Source organism: Pseudomonas sp. MPFS (assembly GCF_022537035.1).
In the GTDB taxonomy this organism is placed as follows: Bacteria; Pseudomonadota; Gammaproteobacteria; order Pseudomonadales; family Pseudomonadaceae; genus Aquipseudomonas; species Aquipseudomonas sessilinigenes.
The window spans coordinates 1,128,391-1,143,718 of the sequence record NZ_CP066123.1 but is presented as its reverse complement, the minus strand read 5'-3'; the positions used below and the strand labels follow the sequence as shown (position 1 = coordinate 1,143,718).

The following is a 15,328-nucleotide window of genomic DNA, read 5'->3' as shown; positions in this document are numbered from 1 at the left end:
AGCCGCTGTTTCGCCGGCGGCTGGCGGCTCAGTCCTGCGGGTCTTGGCGGACCACCACGGTGCAGGTGATGCCCGCCGCCAGCAGCACGCCCTCGGGCACCTCGTCGATATGGATGCGTACCGGCACCCGCTGGGCCAGGCGTACCCAGTTGAAGGTCGGGTTGACGTCGGCGATCAGCTCGCGGCTCTCGGGGTTGTCACGGTCGTAGATCCCCCGGGAAATGCTTTCCACATGGCCCTTGAGCACCTGGCCGCTCATCAACTGCATGTCGGCTTTATCGCCCACGCGCACGTGGGGCAGCTTGGTTTCCTCGAAGAAGCCGTAGACCCAGAACGAATTCATGTCCACCACCGCCATCTTCGGTTCACCAATGCGCGCGTAGTCGCCACGGTGCACGTTGAGGTTGGTGACGTAGCCGTCCACCGCCGCCCGTACCTGGGTGCGGGCCAGGTTGAGTTCGGCGGCTTCCAGCTGGGCCTGGGCGTGTTGGTAGTCGGCCAGGGCCGAGTCGGCGATGTTGCCGGCGTCGTCGCGGTTTTCCTTGGAGATCACCAGGCTGTCCAGGTCGGCGCGGCGCCGGGCGTTGACCTTGCGCATCTCCCAGGTGGCCTTTTTCGAGGCCACCAGCGATTGCGCCTGCTTGACCGCGATCTGGTAGTGCTCGGGGTCGATCTGCATCAGCAAGTCGCCCTTGTGCACCAGCTGGTTATCCTTGACCGGTACGTCCACCACCTCGCCGGTGACGTCGGCGGCGACATTGATGACGTCAGCGCGCACTCGCCCATCGCGGGTCCAGGGGGTGTACATGTAGTGCTCCCACAGGGTACGGCCGATCCACAGGGCCAGGGCCAGCACGAGCAGGGTGGCGAGCAGGCTGAAGAACTTTTTCATTGCGGGGGTCTCAACGGTAGACAGTGAGCGCCATGGCGCCGAACAGACAGCAGAACAGGCTCAGGCGCAGCAGCGCCGGGTGCCAGAAGAAGCGATACAGGTCATAACCGGAGATGAACCGGTCCAGGGCCCAGGCCAGGGCCGCGGCGATGAAGAACATCAGGGTCATGGTCGGCATGTAAACGCCGTGGAAGGCGATTTCACGAGGCATGTGCAGGTCCTTGGGGTGCAGGCACCGCCGGCTTGGCCACGGCATAGGCCGCCAGCGGCGATTGCGGGTCGAGCAACGAAGTACGGATGAAATGCAGGTAGCTCTTCACCCGGCGCAGGGCCGAGGTGTCGAAGTGCGGGGCGAAGGGTTCGTCGGTGGCCTGGACCCGGCTGATGGCATGGTCCACGGCGATCAGCCCGCGCTCCAGGTTGCTCTGGCTAGGCTGCAGGAACAGCCGCACCAGGGAACGGCCCATGACCCGGATCGCCTGGCGCCAGGGCTGGGATTCGGCATAGGCCGGGTGCACCGGGAGGATCGCCTGCTCCTTGCGCAGCTCGATGATGGCGTGGCCGACCTCCAGCACCACGAACATCCAGCGCAGCAGCTCGCTCTGCACCTTGGGCTGGCCCACCGCCAGGCCATAGGCCTGGTGCAGCAGGTCGCGGGTGCGGCTCTCGAAGCTCGACGCCAGGCCCTTGAGCTTGCCGCTGATGGCATACACCACCTGGCCGCGCAGGTCCTGCTCCAGGCGGCGCCACAGCCAGCGGCTGTTGGGCGGCAGGATGATCGCCCCGGCCGCGGCGCACACCAGCATGCCCATGACCATGGCGATGTAGTCGTTGATGAAGGCGTAGGGGTTATAGATCGTCAGGTTGTCCGGCACCGAGCCGGTGCTGAAGAAGATCAGCAAGCCCAGGCCGACCCCGGCGTACTTGGGCCGCGAGGCCAGGAACGAGCCCAGCACGATCACTGGCGCCAAAGTCAGGCACAGCAGCGGGAAGCCGTCGAGCCAGGGGAACACGAAGAACATCTCGACGAACCCCACCAGGGCGCCGATAAAGGTCCCGCAGGCCATCTGGAACGCCATGCGCTTGGGGTTGGGGGTGGCGGCCGACAAGCCGATGGTGGCGGCGGCGATCAGGGTCATGGTGGCGCCACTGGGCCAGGCGGTGGCCACCCAGTAGCTGCCCAGCACCAGCAGGACGAAGGCGGCGCGAATCCCCGAGGCGGCCGAGGCCAGCCAGTTGGTCTGTGGCGTGTAGGGCTCGTCCCAGCGCTCGCGCTCATGGCTGTGCTCGGCCAGGGAGGCGTGGGTCTGGGCGTAGCTGTGCAGTTCGTCGACGAAGCGGTACAGCAGCTCGTAGGCGGTATGGAAATCCAGCTGTTCGGCATCGCTGGGGGCGGTTTCCTGGAACGCCGCGCGCAGACTGCGCACCCGTGCCGGCAGCTCGCCTTTATAGGCCGCCAGCGCCGTGGCCAGGCGGGCCGCGTCGGGGCTGGTCAGGGCCCGGCCGGAGAACCCGTCCAGCAGCTCAGCCAGGTCGTAGAGCCCGGGCTTGATCGCCGCCACGACGTGATCGGCACCGCTGCTGCGCAGGCGCTCGAGCAACTGGTGCAGGGCGTTGAAGCGCGTGGTGATGCCCATGAACTCGCTGTTCAAGCGGCTCAGGCGACCGTTGCGCCGACGCATGTGCGGGTCTTCGAACACGGTGACGCTGCGCAGCCCTTCCAGGCCCACCGCCTCGGCGATGAAGCGCACGTTGCTGCTTTCAAAAATGTCGCGCTGGCTGCGCCCACGCAACCCATCGGTGACGAACATCGCGAACACCCCGAAGCGCTGGTATAGGGCGTTGCGCATGGCGGCACTGGCGGTCTGTGGCAGGATCGCGGCGCTGACCAGGGTCGAGCAGAGAATCCCCAGGGAGATCTCCAGCACTCGCCAGACCGCCGCCATGAAGGCGCCTTCCGGGTGGGCCAGGGCCGGCAGGCCGACCATGGCCGCGGTGTAGCCGGCGAGGACGAAACCATAGGCGCGGAAGTTGCGATAGCGCGCAGCGCCAGCCGAGCAGATGCCGACCCAGATCGCCAGCGAGCCCAGGAACAGCTCGGTGTTCTGGGCGAACAAGGCGATCAGCGCCACCATCACCGCCGAGCCGGCCAGGGTGCCGAGGAAGCGATAGAAGCTCTTGGCGAACACTTGGCCGCTCTGCGGCTGCATGACGATGAACACGGTGATCATCGCCGTGCGCGGCTGCGGCAACTCCAGGCGCATGGCCAGCCACAGGGTGAGGAACGCCGCCGCCAGCACCTTGAAGATATAGACCCAGGTCACGCCATCGCTGCGTGCCCAGTCGAAGAAACCCCGGCGCCACTCAAGGGAATACAGCCAGCGCAAGGGTGCGGGCAAGGAAGTCATCGAAACCTGCTTCAGTGATCAAAGACGGCCAGGGCCGCCGGGGTCTTGGGCGCTTGGATCTGTTTGTCGGAGGGCACGTCGCGACCGGCTTGCAGGCCACCGCCCAGGGCAGTCACCAGGTCGGCCTGGGCGCTCAGGCGCGCGGCCTGGACTTGCTGCTGCACTTGTTGCTGATGGAACAGCAGGGTCTGGGCATTGAGCACATTGAGGTAGTCGGTCAGGCCGCGCTGGAACGCCACGGTGGCCAGGTCGTAGGTCTTCTGCGCGGCGGCCACCGACTCGGCGGCGAACGACTGCTGCTTGTCCATGGACTCGCGACGGATCAACTGGTCGGAAATGCCCTTGAGCGCATCCACCAGGGTCTGGTTGTACTTGGCCACGGCCAGGTCGTAGCCGGCCGAGGCCTCACCCAGTTGCGAACGCAGGCGCCCACCATCGAAGATCGGCAGGCTGATGGCCGGGCCGACGTTGTAGTTGAGCTTCTTGCCGGTGAGGAACTCCAGGGCCCCGCCGCCGGTGGCCATGAAGCCGATGCTGCCCACCAGGTCGACGTTGGGATAGAAACCGGCATGGGCCACATCGATGCCCCGGGCCTGGGCCGCCACCTGCCAACGGCTAGCCACCACGTCCGGGCGCTGGCCCAGGAGCTCGGCGGGCAGGGCCGACGGCAGTTTCAGCGCCGCGCCCAGGGCCAGGCTCGGCCGTTGCAAACGCGCGCCCTCCCCCGAACCCTTGCCGGCCAGGGCCGCCAGCTGGTTGCGGGCCAGGGCGATTTCTTCATCCAGGGCGTCGATCTGGCGATGGGTTTCCGGCAGCGGCGCTTCGGCCTGGCTGACCTCGAAATGCGTGCCGATGCCAGCGTCCAGGCGCCGTCGCGCCAGCTCGAGGATCTGTTGCTGCTGCTTGAGGGTGGCCAGGGCAATATCGCGCTGGGCGAAGTGCAGGGACAGCTGGATATAGCTGCGCACCACGTTATTCACCAGCTCCAGCTGGGCCAGGCGGGCCTCGGCCACGCTCATGTGGGCCAGGTCCACGGCGCGCTCGGTGGCGTTGCTTTCCCGGCCCCACAGGTCCAGCGCATAGCTGAAGCCCAGGGCGGCGTTGTTGTCCCAGGTGGTGCTGTTGGACAGCGCCCCGGGGCCGTAGAACGGGTCGGTGGGCCAGTTGTGGCGCTTGAGGGTGGCATCGCCCTTGACCTGCAGCGACTCGGCCGACTCGGCGATGCCGGCCATGGCCTTGGCCTGGCGCACCCGGGCAGCGGCCATGGCCATGCTCGGGCTGCCTTGTATGGCCAGGTCGATCCAACGGTTGAGCTGCGGGTCGCCATAGGCCTGCCACCACTGGGCACTGGGCCAGTGGGCATCCCGCGCGGCGCTCTGGATCGCCTCGTCGGTGGCCAATGTATTAGCGGGAAGTGTCTTGCCTTGTGGGGCAATGCCTCCGGTTCCGATGCAGCCGCTGATTGCTAACGATAAAGCCCAAACACTGAGGGTCTTGAACCCTCTGCTGATGCGACGCGGCACTGCTGCGAATTCCTGAGATCGAGGGGGATGGCAAATCTCTCGCAGGTGCCGGCTGGCCAACGGTCCAGGCCCGGATATCGGGTCGGACGGCGCTTCGTCGGCAAGGCTCCTGCGGATCGGCGCAATTCTAGGGGGCGGCCGGTTCGGCGATAAGCTGGGATTCCTGTGAATCTTTGTTACCGTAAACGCGATAATCCCTTGGTCGTATCCCCAGACGCCTGTAAAAACAGAAACTTCGTGTCACAATTTGCAATCTCCTTTGAGAGCACCCCATGGACACCTTGCAAAACATGCGTGCCTTCAGTTGTGTCGCCGAAGCCGGCAGCTTCACTGCCGCTGCCGTGCAACTGGACACCACCACGGCCAACGTCTCGCGCGCCGTCTCCAATCTCGAGGCGCACCTGCAAACCCGCTTGCTCAACCGCACCACCCGGCGTATCGCCCTGACCGAGGCCGGCAAGCGCTACCTGCTGCGCTGCGAGCAGATCCTGGCCTACGTCGAGGAAGCCGAGGCCGAGGCCAGCGACGCCCATGCCCGCCCCGCCGGGCAGTTGAAAGTGCACACCATGACCGGCATCGGCCAGCACTTCGTGATCGACGCCATCGCCCGCTATCGCAAGTCGCACCCGGACGTGACCTTCGACCTGACCATGGCCAACCGCGTGCCGGACCTGCTGGACGAGGGCTACGACGTGTCCATCGTCCTGGCCAGCGAGTTGCCCGACTCGGGGTTCGTGTCCCAGCGCCTGGGGATCACCTACAGCATCGTCTGCGCCTCGCCCGCCTACGTGAAGGCCCACGGCTGCCCGCAGAAGCCCAGCGACCTGCTGCACCATGCCTGCCTGCGCCTGGTGAGCCCGGTGATTCCCCTGGAGAAGTGGGCCTTCGACGGTCCGGAAGGCCAGGAAATGGTCACTATCAACAGCTCGCCGTTCCTGGTGAACTCGGCCGACGCCATGAAGACCGCGATCATCAGCGGCATGGGCATCGGCGTGCTACCGGTGTACGCGGCCATCGAGGCCCTGCGCAACGGGACCCTGGTGCGAGTGATGCCCAAGTACCGCTCCCAGGAACTGAACCTGTACGCCATCTACCCGTCGCGCCAGTACCTGGATGCCAAGATCAAGACCTGGGTCGAGTACTTGCGCGGTTCGCTGCCGGAGATCCTCGCGGCCAACCAGACCGAGCTGGCCTCCTATGAACTGAGCGGCACCCTGGCCGGTACCCGCCACGGCAAGTGAACAGCCCGCCCCGGGGCCGTTGTCAGCGCCAGAAAAAGCCCATGGATCGGGCTGTTTGATGTTAGCTTGCTTGGCATTTCCGCCTGCCTGACGAGCCTGCCTGCAATGAAAAAGACTGTACTTGCCTTCAGCCGCATCACTGCCCAGATGACCGAACGCCTGCAACAGGACTTCGAGGTCATCGTGCCCAACCCCAAGCAGGGGGACATCGCCGCCCAGTTCAACGAAGCCCTGCCCCGGGCCCACGGCCTGATCGGTGTCGGCCGCAAGTTGGGCCGCGCGCAGCTCGAGCACGCCACGCAACTGGAAGTGGTGTCGAGCATCTCGGTGGGCTACGACAACTACGACCTGGACTACTTCAACGAACGCGGGCTGATGCTCACCAACACCCCTGACGTGCTCACCGAAAGCACCGCCGACCTGGCCTTCGCCCTGCTCATGGGCAGCGCCCGCCGGGTCGCCGAGCTGGACGCCTGGACCAAGGCCGGGCAGTGGCAGGCCAGCGTCGGCCCGGCGCTGTTCGGCTGCGATGTGCACGGTAAGACCCTGGGGATCGTCGGCATGGGCAATATCGGCGCGGCCATCGCCCGCCGTGGGCGCCTGGGCTTCGGCATGCCGATCCTCTATAGCGGCAACAGCCGCAAGGCCGCCCTGGAACAGGAGCTCGGCGCGCAGTACCGCAGCCTCGAGCAGCTGCTGGCCGAGGCCGACTTCGTCTGCCTGGTGGTGCCGCTGAGCGAGCAGACTCGGCACCTGATCGGCCAGCGCGAACTGGCGTTGATGAAGCCCAGCGCGATCCTGGTGAACATTTCCCGTGGCCCGGTGGTGGACGAGCCGGCGCTGGTCCAAGCCCTGCAGAACGGCCAGATTCGTGGTGCTGGTCTGGATGTGTACGAAAAGGAACCGCTGGCGCAGTCGCCGCTGTTCCAGCTCAAGAACGCCCTGACCCTGCCGCACGTCGGCTCGGCCACCGGCGAGACCCGCGACGCCATGGCCGAGCGCGCCATGAGCAACCTGCGCAGTGCCCTGTTGGGCCAGCGCCCCCAGGACCTGGTCAACCCCCAGGTGTGGAAGGCCCAGTAACTGCCGGCAAACGATACCCCCGGCCCACTTCGCGCCCACAACCGCATAGCCAGGCACAGCCGGCGGGCGATGAACGAAAACCTGCGCCACCAGTCAGATGGCCAAGCCCGCTTGGCCAACCTGCCCTGCCAAGGCAATGCCCGTAGGCTGGCCACTGTCTCAGAGAGATCCTGCATGAAGTTGAAATATCTACTCCTGGCCCCGGCGTTCTTCCTCGCGGCCTGCGATCAGCAATCACCAGCACAGGCGACCAGCGCCACGGCCAAGTCGCCGCTGATAGTGGCCCTGGAGTCCATGGGCAGCCACTTCCAGCAAGAACCCAGCAACGTGATGGTGAATCAGAAAGTCACCGGCGAGTCCCCGACCGAGGCGGTGGTCGAGATCGAGGAGTCAGGGTTGCTGGATGACTCGGTGTTCGCGCAAAAGACAATATTCAACCTGTCCATCGAGAACGAGCGCTGGACCGTGACTGACAAGACGACCCAGGTGAAATGCTACCCGGGCCGGGGCCATCAGGACTATGGGTCCGATCCTTGCCAGTAACGCTCCCACCGACGTGATCGCCCTCCGCCGGCAGCGACAGGCCGGCGTGGAGAATCAGGCCAGCTTTCCGGGAATTGCCGCCAAGGCCCTGGGTTTGCGAAACACCAGCACGTTGCCCAACATCACCAGCACCAGGCCGGCCAGGGCCGGGGCGGTCCACTGGTAGCCTTCCACCACCGCCGAGACGTTCAGCGCCACCACCGGGAACAGCACGGTGCAATAGGCCGCCCGCTCCGGTCCCATGCGCCCCACCAGGGTCAGGTAGGCGGTGAAGCCGATCACCGAGCCGGGAATCACCAGGTACAGCAGCGAGCCGATGTAGCGCGTGCTCCATTCCACATCGAAGGCAATGCCCTGGGCCAGGCAGTACAGCGCCAGCATCGTCGCCCCGTAGGCCATGCCCCAGGCGTTGGTGGTCATGGGCTTGAGCCCGGCCTTCTGCTGCAGGCTGGAGAGCATGTTGCCGGCCGAGAAACACAGGGTGCCCAACAGGCCCAGCCCCAGGCCGAGCAGGGTTTGCGGGCTGGCGCTATGACCCACCAGCTCCGGCCAGAACAGCAGCCCCAGCCCCAGCAGGCCCAGGCCGCCACCGAGCAGCACGTTGCGGGCGATCTTCTGGCCGAAGAACAAGCGTGCATTGAGGGCGTTCCACAAGGTCGCGGTGGAGAACACCACGGCCACCAGGCCAGTGGGCACCCACTGGCTGGCATGCAGGAAGCACATGAAGTTGAGGCAGAACAGGCACAGGCCCTGGGCCAGGCAGATCAGGTGGGCGCGGCGGTTCATCTCCTGCAGCTTGCCGCTGACCAGGAGCAGGACGAACAGCACCAGCGCCGCCAGGGCGAAGCGATAGACGATGGACACCGGAATCGCCACCACGCCCAACTGCAGCTTCAGGGCGATCCAGGTGGTGCCCCAGATCAGCACGGTCAACAAGTACAACGACAGGTTCATGGCACGGCTCCTCGTATAAGGAACACAGTCTCGCGCCCGACAAGCAGCCTGCGCTTGCACAAACTTGCGGTTTTTATCGGCAACCGGCTGGCAGCTCGGACGCGACGGAGTAGGATGCGCAACATCGGCACACGAACCTCGCGATTCGACCATCATGTCCGCACTGGATAGCCTGCAAGTCTTCCAAGCCCTGAACCGCTCGCCCAACGCGCGCCTGGAGCACAGCGCCGAACTGGGGGACGGCTTGTGGGCGGCCATGTGGAGCAACCATCACGACGCCCAGGAATATGCCGCGCCGAGCCACCATACCCTGTCCTGCTACATCGCCGGCGGCACCGGTACCTTCCGCCGCGACCGGCCCGGGACCATGGGCGGCCCGGGCAAGCTGTGCATCCTGCCCGCCGAGCACCAGTCGGCCTGGGTGATCAATGGCGACATTCGCCTGGCCCACGTGTACTTCAGCCCACAACAGTTCGCCCTGGGCTGCGTCACCCTGCTGGACCGTGAACCCCGGGAGATGCAACTGCGCGAGAGCGTGTTCCTCGACGACCCGCAGCAGACCCGGCACTTCCAGCAACTGATCCAATTGAACTGGGACGAGCCCGGCGAACGCCTGCTGACCAGCAGCCTGGCCCACGAGATGCTCGGCCACGCCTTGCTCAACCAGGCTGGCCTGCGCCAGGGCTTGCGCCTCAAGGGCGGCCTGGCCGCCCACCAAAGGCGCCTGCTGGCGGACTACATCGACAGCCAGCTCGACACGCCCCTGAGCCTGGGGCAACTGGCCGGCCTGTGCGCCCTCTCCGAATACCACTTCGCGCGGATGTTCCGCGAAAGCTTCGGCCTGCCGCCGCACCAATATGTGCTGGCCCGGCGCCTGGAGCGGGCGCGCCTGCTGTTGCGCAGCAGCACCCGGCCCCTGGGGGACATCGCCCTGGCCTGCGGCTTCGCCAGCGCCAGCCACTTCACCAACCGCTTCCGCCAGGCCCTGGGCGGCACCCCGGGCGAATACCGCCAGGCTTTCGCCGGCTGACCCCGGCCTCAGGGCGCCAGGGTCAGGACACTGAAGGTATTGGCATGGAACAACGGGTCCGGCTTCGGCTCATCCGGGGTCGGCGCCGGTTGAGTGAAGTCCATCGCTGCCAGGTAGACCTTCCGGCTACGCGGGTCGAACGCCATGTTATAGGCCATGGGTTGGGTGCTGACGCTGCCCAGCGCCTGATAGTGGTCGGCATCGAGCTGGGTGATCAGGCTGAGGTTGGCATCCACCCCGCTGGCCACCAGCACGCGCCGGGACTGCGGGTCGTAGGCCAGGGCGTTGACGTCCCGGGTGATCGGCAGGCTGGCCTTGAGCGCGCCGTTGTCGCGATCGAGCACCAGCAACCGCGGTTGTTCGCCGCGGCAGGCGAGGAACAACCGCGCACGCTGCTCATCCTGGGCCAGGGCACTGGGCCGCTGGCAATCGGGATACTGCCAGCGATCCAGGACCTCAAAGCTGCTGGACGACAACCGCGCCAGCACACCTTCGTCGCGCATCGGCAAGAAGAAGCTGCCATCGCCCTTGAGCAGCAGCGGGTCGATCTTCTTCACCGCCAGGTCATGGGCGGCGACGATCCGCTCCTGCTGCGGATCGAAGACGAACAGCGTCGAGCGATCGGCCCGGCGCCCGCTGACGATGATCACCTGGCCGGTTTTCGGCTCGTACACCGCGCTGTTGAGGTTGCTCTGGGTCACGGCGATACGCTTGAGCGGCTTGAGTGTGGATAACTGCACCACGCCCAGGCTGCCGTCGGTATTGAGCACCAGCACCCGGTCCAGTTCGGGCACGAACACCACGCCATTGGCCCCCGCCGACTGCTCCAGGGTCCGCAGCGGGCGCTGCTTGTCCACATCGAACACACTCAGGCCGTTGTCGCGCCGGGCCAGGAACAGGTACGGCCGGACCGGGTCCAGGGCGATGAAGCCCCAGCTCGAACCGGCGCCCGGCAACAGCGCCTGGTGTTCACGGTGATACCAGCGGGCATCGTCCGCCGCGCCCTCGGGCTGCGCCGCCAGGGCCAGGTGGCAGAAGCCCAGGGCCAGGAACCACAGGTGACGGATCTTCATCAGAACTCCAGGGTGCTGGACAGCGACACTTGGCGTGAATCGCCCAGGGAGACGAAGTACTTGCTCACCGAGGAGGTGTAGTAAGTCTTGTCGAACAGGTTCTTCACGTTGAGCTGGAACTTGACCTTCTGCCCTTCGAGCTTGGTGTCGTAGGTGGCGAAGGCGTCGGCCACGGTGTAGCCCGGCAGGTCGAAGCTGTTGGGCGCATCGCCGGCGCGCTCGCCGACATAACGGGCACCGGCACCGCCCCGCAGGCGATCGCCGCCCAGCAGGCTGCCGAAGTCGTAGACCGCCGACAGCGAGCCGCTGTTCTTGGCCACGTTCTGCAACTGCTTGCCCTTGTACTGGGTGTCCTTGGTCACTTCGGCATCGGTGTAGGCATAGCTGCCGATCAGGCTCCACTGGTCAGTGAGCTGGCCGGTCAGGTCCAGCTCCAGGCCCTTGGAGTGCACCTCGCCGGCCACGCTGGTGACCGTCTCGGTGGCCGTGGCGGTGGATACCAGCACGTTGCGCTTGGTGATGTCGAACAGCGCCGCGCTGGCGGTGATGCGCCCGGGAATATCAAGCTTGGCCCCCAGCTCCCAGGACTTGGCTTCTTCAGGCTCGATGGAGCCATCCAGCACCGCGGTGCCACCGGCCAGCTGGGCGATGCTGGAGTTGGGCTTGAACGATTCGGTGTAGCTGCCATAGAACGACAGCTGGTCGGTGTAGCGATACACCAGGCCGGCACGGGGCACGAACTTCTGCCCGTTGCTGTTGGTGTTGGCATGGAACGGCCGGCCCTTGCCGGCGTACTGGTCGTACTCCTGGAAGCGTCCGCCACCCACCAGGATCCACTGGTCGGTGAGGTGGATGGCGTCCTGGAAGAACAGCGAATCGCTGCGCAGCAGGTCGGTCTGGTCGCTGTCCGGGGCGCTGACGTTAGTGCCCGCCACCTGCTGGCCATACACCGGGTTGCGGTAGTTGAAACTGGTGTTCTTGCCGCGGATCAGGTCGGCGCGATAGATCTTGCGGTACTCGTCGTCGAGGCCGAACACCAGGTCGTGCTGCATGCCGGCCAGCTGCACCTTGCCTTCGAGGCTGGCGGTGGCATAGCGGTCGGTGGTCAGGGCGCCCTGGGTGCCGTCCATGGTCCGGGTCAGGGTGCCGTTGGCATTCACCGCGGTCAGGCGCACCTGGCTGGCGTCGTAGGTCTCGCGGTTCCAGCTGTAGCCGAAGTGGGCTTTCCAGTCGTCGCCAAGTTCGTGGTCGACCTCTAAGCGGTACAGGTCCGAGCGGCCCTCCATGTTGTTGAACGGCTCGTCCAGGCGCCGGGTGGCCGGGATGTCCAATGGATGGTTGGTCTTGGGATCGATGGCCGTGCCACGGTCGAACGGGGTCAGGAACTCGCGATGCTCGTAGGCCAGCAGGACCTTGGTGCGCTCGCCATACCAGGCCAGGGACGGTGCCACCAGGGATTCGCGATGGGTGCCGAAGTTGCGCCAGTAGTCTTCGTCCTCATGATCGACGATCAAGCGATAGGCCAACCCGGAATCGCCGATCGGCCCGGTGGTGTCGAGGCTGCCGCCGCTGCCGTTCTTGCCCGAGCCGTAGGTCGAGCCACGCACGGTCAGCGCTGTGGATGGCTGCAGTTCGGGCTTCTTGCTGACCACGTTGATCACCCCGCCCGGGTCCTGGATGCCGTAGAGCAGCGATGACGGCCCCTTGAGCACTTCGACCCGCTCGGCCGTGGCGTTCAGGGCGCGGCCCTGCACCACCGGCATGCTGTCGCGCATGATCGAGCCGTTGCGGTTGTCGCCAAAACCCCGCAGCAGCACCGCATCCTGGGTGCCGCCCAGGGTGTTGGTCTGGGTGATGCCGCTGACGTTCTTCAGCGCGTCGTCCAGGTTGCGCGGGGTCTGGTCCTTCAGGACCTGGGCCGGGACCACGTTGATGATCTGCGGGATCTCCTGGGTCAGCGCCTGGCTGCGCGCCACCGAGGTGGTGGCCGGCGGCTGGTAGCTGGTGCTGTCGTCCGGGCCCTGGGCGGTGACGCTGGTAGCACCCAGGTTCAAGCCGGCGCCTTGGGGCAGCGGTTCGAGGACCAGGGTGTGGGCATCGCTGCGCCGGTAAGTAAACCCGGAACCGCCCAGCAGGCGCTGCAAGGCCTGTTCGGCCCCGAACTGGCCTTGCAGCGCCGGCGCCTGGACGCCATAGGGCGTATCGGTGGTGTAGACCACGCTGATACCGGTGACCCGGGTGAAATCACTCAGGGCCTGGGGCAGTGGCTTGGCCGCGATGGCGAAATTGAACAGCGTGTTGTGCTGGGCACTGCCGGATTCGGCTGCCAGGGCCACGCCCAGGGGCAACAGCGCCAACCCCGACACCATCAGCGCGGATGCGCCGAACCACCGTTTTACCGAAGCGTTTACCGCCGAACTTGCCCTGGACTTCATGCTTGAGACTCGTGTGTAGGAGCGCTATGAATGCGAATTAGTCGCACTTTCAAGCAGTACACGGATGTCGAGGACAAAGACCTCAGCAATTTTTTGAAAATATTTTCCGACGCGTTGGCGTGAGTCGACGAGCGGACCTGGCAAACCGGATCTACGGCCGCTGCGCGCCCGGGCGCAGCCTGCGGCAGCGGCTACACGAAGCGAGCGAACGCACGCACCTGTAGCCGCTGCTGAGCCCGCGAAGCTGCGACAAGGTCCGCAGGACCTTCAACGCCCGAGCGGCCAACACCAATCGGTGGCCGCCCGGATGCCTCAGTTGCTGCGCTGGATACGTCCGGCGCTGGTGGCGGACCCTACCGGCTTGCCCTGGCGATCCATGTCACCGACGTAGCGCAACATGGCGTCCAGGTCGCTGATTCCCAGGTCGCTGCGGTTGATGCCGCTCTTGAACAGGCTGAAACGGTCACCGCCATCGGCCAAAAAGCCGTTCATCACCAGCCGGTAACTGGCATCGGCGCGCAGCGGCTGGCCGTCGAGGCGGATGCTGCCAGGCACCACGCGACTGTCCACCGGGCGCTTGGCATCCCAGCGATAGCTGAAGCCCCGGGACACTTGCAGGATGTTCGCGTCCTCGGTGCCCTTCCACTGCTGGTTGAGCAGTTGCTCGATCTGCCGGCCGGTAAGGTCGAAGGCGATCAGGTTGTTGTTGAACGGCTGCAAGGTCGCCAACTGTCCATAGTTGATCTTGCTTTGCCCCGGCTCCAGGGCCAGGTCGCTGCGGATGCCACCATTGTTCATGAAGGCGATCCGCGCGCCGTTGGCCTGGCCGCCGGCCAGATGGGCGTCGGCGATCAGATCGCCCAGGGGCATCTCTCCTGCGGCATCGGTGCGACGAGAAATCGGCGAAGCCGCAATCGCCCCCACGGGCTTGAGCAAGACCTGGTTACTCCGCGCCTCGACGTCCTGCTGCAGGCGGGCCAGAGCCGGGTCCTGTGGATAACGCGCCGGATCGGCCACAAGGTTGAGCGCCTGGATGCCTGTCACGCGATGCTGGCCTGGAGTCACCTGCAGGGTCAGGTGAGTCAGCAGGTGGCCGTAGGCGTTGCCCTGGGTCACCAGCAACGGTCCGACCTTGCACAGGTAGCCCTGGTGCGAGTGGGCGCTGATCAGGACGTCCACCGCCGGATCGAGGCGCTTGGCCACATCGACGATGTCGCCGCCAAGTTGCGAACAATCCGGCTTGTCGAACGGTTCAGGGGTCGAGCCGCCCTGGTGCACCACGGCGACGATGGCATTGGCCCCCTGGGCCTTGAGCTCGGGAATGAGCTTGTTGATGGAGTCGGCCTCATCCGCCACCTGCAGGCCACGCATGCCCTTGGTGCTGACCACCGAGGCCACGTCACGCAATACCGCGCCGACGAAAGCCACTTTGACCCCATGCACTTGTTCGATGCGGTAGGCCGGCAGCAGCGGCTTGCCGGTGTCGCTGTCCATCAGGTTGGCCGCCAGGTAGGGAAAGCCAGCGCCTGGATAGTCCGGGCGGAACTGGCAGGCCTTGTCCGGCCGCGACGACTGGCAGCCACCGTTGAGCTGGCGCAGGAACTCGGCCTTGCCGTTGTCCAGTTCATGGTTGCCGATGGCGCTGAGCTTCATGCCCATCTGGCGCAGGGCATCCAGGGTCGGCTCGTCGGCCCACATGGCCGACAAGGGCGGGCTGCCACCGACCAGGTCGCCGGCGCCGATGAACAGCAACTGGGGGTCTTGCTGGCGCAACTGGCCGAGCATGCCACCCAGGGTGGCCACACCACCGGCCTGGAGCTTGCGCACGCCGCCTGGGGCGCTCGGGTCCTTGAAGCTGAAGGGGTTGGCTTGCAGGTAACCGTGCAGGTCGTTGATGGCGACGATGTTCACCGCCACTGGCTGCGGCTCATGGGAGAGCGAACTGCAACCGGCCAGGGCGACCAGGGCGAGAGTCAGTGCCCCCAGCAACCGGGGCATGAGACGAGGACGCGACATGGAAAAAGTCCTTGTATTGTCGGCAAGAAAAAGCCGCCGGCGAAGGCAGCGATCAGTCGGCGAAGGGTACTGGAAACAGCACCGGTTTCATCGTCGATCGCAGCCCGCACCCGCGGCTACCGGTCAGGCC

At 65.9% G+C, this 15,328-nt stretch carries 12 protein-coding genes; 4 read left to right on the top strand and 8 right to left on the bottom strand.

Going from position 1 to position 15,328, the window contains the following annotated elements:
• Positions 1-28: 28 nt before the first annotated feature.
• The 4 genes from I9018_RS05130 to I9018_RS05115 are packed head-to-tail and all read right to left on the bottom strand — an operon-like array spanning position 29 to position 4,823.
• On the bottom strand, positions 29-892 hold the full coding sequence (locus I9018_RS05130) for an HlyD family secretion protein (protein WP_022642420.1): 864 nt from the start codon (positions 890-892) through the stop codon (positions 29-31).
• 10 nt (positions 893-902) lie between these two features.
• The gene (locus I9018_RS05125) at positions 903-1,103 is read right to left on the bottom strand and encodes a DUF1656 domain-containing protein (protein WP_007930063.1); all 201 of its coding nucleotides are present in this window, start codon (positions 1,101-1,103) and stop codon (positions 903-905) included.
• Positions 1,093-3,300 carry an FUSC family protein gene (locus tag I9018_RS05120; RefSeq protein ID WP_241108878.1) on the bottom strand — a complete coding sequence of 736 codons (2,208 nt, stop codon included), beginning with the start codon at positions 3,298-3,300 and terminating at the stop codon, positions 1,093-1,095. The genes I9018_RS05125 and I9018_RS05120 overlap by 11 nt, the downstream gene beginning before the upstream one ends.
• 11 nt (positions 3,301-3,311) lie before the next feature.
• Entirely contained in the window at positions 3,312-4,823 is a 1,512-nt protein-coding gene (locus I9018_RS05115; protein ID WP_241108877.1) for an efflux transporter outer membrane subunit, read from the bottom strand.
• A 272-nt stretch (positions 4,824-5,095) separates the two neighbouring features.
• Between I9018_RS05115 and I9018_RS05110 the strand changes: the two genes are divergently transcribed.
• The 3 genes from I9018_RS05110 to I9018_RS05100 all read left to right on the top strand — a co-directional run bounded on the left by I9018_RS05110 (position 5,096) and on the right by I9018_RS05100 (position 7,690).
• Positions 5,096-6,064: a LysR family transcriptional regulator gene (locus I9018_RS05110; protein ID WP_241108876.1), complete on the top strand. Its 969-nt coding sequence runs from the start codon at positions 5,096-5,098 to the stop codon at positions 6,062-6,064.
• 105 nt (positions 6,065-6,169) lie between these two features.
• The gene (locus tag I9018_RS05105) at positions 6,170-7,147 is read left to right on the top strand and encodes a D-glycerate dehydrogenase (protein ID WP_068605608.1); all 978 of its coding nucleotides are present in this window, start codon (positions 6,170-6,172) and stop codon (positions 7,145-7,147) included.
• Between the two features lie 174 nt (positions 7,148-7,321).
• On the top strand, positions 7,322-7,690 hold the full coding sequence (locus I9018_RS05100) for a hypothetical protein (RefSeq protein ID WP_124345789.1): 369 nt from the start codon (positions 7,322-7,324) through the stop codon (positions 7,688-7,690).
• Between the two features lie 54 nt (positions 7,691-7,744).
• On the opposite strand, the gene I9018_RS05095 is transcribed toward I9018_RS05100, so the two are convergent.
• Positions 7,745-8,644, bottom strand: coding sequence for a DMT family transporter (locus I9018_RS05095; protein WP_241108875.1), 900 nt, complete (start codon positions 8,642-8,644; stop codon positions 7,745-7,747).
• 154 nt (positions 8,645-8,798) lie between these two features.
• Here I9018_RS05095 and I9018_RS05090 point away from each other — a divergent pair, with 154 nt between their 5' ends.
• Positions 8,799-9,674, top strand: a complete 876-nt coding sequence (locus I9018_RS05090; protein WP_241108874.1) for an AraC family transcriptional regulator — start codon at positions 8,799-8,801, stop codon at positions 9,672-9,674.
• 8 nt (positions 9,675-9,682) lie between these two features.
• Here I9018_RS05090 and I9018_RS05085 read toward each other — a convergent pair whose 3' ends face one another.
• The 3 genes from I9018_RS05085 to I9018_RS05075 all read right to left on the bottom strand — a co-directional run bounded on the left by I9018_RS05085 (position 9,683) and on the right by I9018_RS05075 (position 15,198).
• Positions 9,683-10,747: a hypothetical protein gene (locus I9018_RS05085; RefSeq protein WP_068584019.1), complete on the bottom strand. Its 1,065-nt coding sequence runs from the start codon at positions 10,745-10,747 to the stop codon at positions 9,683-9,685.
• Positions 10,747-13,182: a TonB-dependent receptor gene (locus I9018_RS05080; RefSeq protein ID WP_241108873.1), complete on the bottom strand. Its 2,436-nt coding sequence runs from the start codon at positions 13,180-13,182 to the stop codon at positions 10,747-10,749. The genes I9018_RS05085 and I9018_RS05080 overlap by 1 nt, the downstream gene beginning before the upstream one ends.
• A gap of 312 nt (positions 13,183-13,494) precedes the next feature.
• Complete coding sequence (locus I9018_RS05075) at positions 13,495-15,198, bottom strand: bifunctional metallophosphatase/5'-nucleotidase (RefSeq protein WP_241108872.1); 1,704 nt, start codon at positions 15,196-15,198, stop codon at positions 13,495-13,497.
• Positions 15,199-15,328: the final 130 nt, after the last annotated feature.

Bases quoted from the DNA above. Each gene is read 5' to 3' on its own strand.
- I9018_RS05130 (WP_022642420.1), bottom strand. From the start codon at position 892: ATGAAAAAGTTCTTCAGCCTGCTCGCCACCCTGCTCGTGCTGGCCCTG.
- I9018_RS05125 (WP_007930063.1), bottom strand. From the start codon at position 1,103: ATGCCTCGTGAAATCGCCTTCCACGGCGTTTACATGCCGACCATGACC.
- I9018_RS05120 (WP_241108878.1), bottom strand. From the start codon at position 3,300: ATGACTTCCTTGCCCGCACCCTTGCGCTGGCTGTATTCCCTTGAGTGG.
- I9018_RS05110 (WP_241108876.1), top strand. From the start codon at position 5,096: ATGGACACCTTGCAAAACATGCGTGCCTTCAGTTGTGTCGCCGAAGCC.
- I9018_RS05105 (WP_068605608.1), top strand. From the start codon at position 6,170: ATGAAAAAGACTGTACTTGCCTTCAGCCGCATCACTGCCCAGATGACC.
- I9018_RS05100 (WP_124345789.1), top strand. From the start codon at position 7,322: ATGAAGTTGAAATATCTACTCCTGGCCCCGGCGTTCTTCCTCGCGGCC.
- I9018_RS05095 (WP_241108875.1), bottom strand. From the start codon at position 8,644: ATGAACCTGTCGTTGTACTTGTTGACCGTGCTGATCTGGGGCACCACC.
- I9018_RS05090 (WP_241108874.1), top strand. From the start codon at position 8,799: ATGTCCGCACTGGATAGCCTGCAAGTCTTCCAAGCCCTGAACCGCTCG.
- I9018_RS05085 (WP_068584019.1), bottom strand. From the start codon at position 10,747: ATGAAGATCCGTCACCTGTGGTTCCTGGCCCTGGGCTTCTGCCACCTG.
- I9018_RS05080 (WP_241108873.1), bottom strand. From the start codon at position 13,182: ATGAAGTCCAGGGCAAGTTCGGCGGTAAACGCTTCGGTAAAACGGTGG.
- I9018_RS05075 (WP_241108872.1), bottom strand. From the start codon at position 15,198: ATGTCGCGTCCTCGTCTCATGCCCCGGTTGCTGGGGGCACTGACTCTC.